Consider the following 1168-nt stretch of genomic DNA (forward strand, 5'->3'; position numbering starts at 1 on the left):
TGTCGGCATCCGGATCGGCCACGTCGAAGACGTTGCCCGCCACGGTATCCGGGGGGCCTTGAATCGCGCTGGAGAGCTTGATCAGATGCGAATTGACCGACCGCGCCATAAAGAGGTTGTCGCGGATTGTTGCGCCGTAACGGCTCTGAATCTCCGCGCCGGGAATCGTCACCGACTCGGTGAGGAAGAACAGATTGCCGGCCACGTCAAACACGCCCGGCTCGATCAGCGCATCGCTGGTGAACGTCAGATTCAGCGAGATGTCTTGGAACACGTTGTCCCACACCCGCCCCGCGCCGCCCGCCGAATACAGGTAGATGAAGGCCACCTCGTTGGTCGCCGGAATCCACGTGATCACGTTGCCTTGCAACAGGTCGACCGCACTCGGGGCCGCGTCGTAGGCGCGCTTCAGCGTCAGCATCGCCGAGGTGCCAGGCTTGCGGCTCTGGGCGTTGCTGCCGCGCAGCCGCACGTCATTGTTGGTGAACGACAACAGCGTCGCCCCGCGCGCGTACTGCCCGAAATCCAAATACCCCGTGTTGTCCCAGTAGCAGTGGTCGACTTGGAGCCGCGCGATATTGGTACCGGCCAACGGCAGCACGGTCGGTCCGGGCATTACAAAATCCGTGTCATTCCACTGGATGTCCTGCTCGATCGCGGAGCCCGCGGTGGCACTGCCGCCGTTGGCCGGATCGGTGTTGACGTTGATGCTCCCGCTCGGGCTGACGACCCGCGCGCGCTGGCTCGCGGTGCCGCGCGTCTCCCAGGCCACGCGCCCGGAGGCGGCCGAGCCGACGAAGAAGCGCCCGGCGGTCACCTGTCCGCCGGCGCCCTGATAGAGCTTGGCGTAGTTCTTCAGCAGCAGATCACCCGTCACGGTGAGGGCCTGGCCGGTCACCGTGAGGGTCTGCCACTTGCTGACGGACGGCCCGACGATCTCCAGCCGCGCCACGGTCACCGGCCCATCGAGGGCGACCAGGGCGGTCTCGGCCGCGGCGATGATGACCGTATCACCCACCGCCGGCACCGTGCCGGTATCCCACAGCGTGGGATCGGACCAATTGCCGCCGCCGTCCTTGGTCATCGTCACCGTGGCCGCCGCCGCGGGGTTGAGCCACAGCAGCCATAGCAGGATCAGAGCGGTCAGTCCCACCGGAATCAGCAGCAA

At 66.1% G+C, this 1168-nt stretch carries 1 protein-coding gene; it reads right to left on the bottom strand.

The genetic code is table 11. The features are described 5' to 3' along the window. Positions 1-1168 (bottom strand): hypothetical protein (locus A39O_RS33065; protein WP_157639962.1); only part of this gene is annotated, 1168 nt, incomplete at both ends.

This window comes from Lamprocystis purpurea DSM 4197 (genome assembly GCF_000379525.1).
Taxonomy (GTDB): Bacteria; Pseudomonadota; Gammaproteobacteria; order Chromatiales; family Chromatiaceae; genus Thiodictyon; species Thiodictyon purpureum.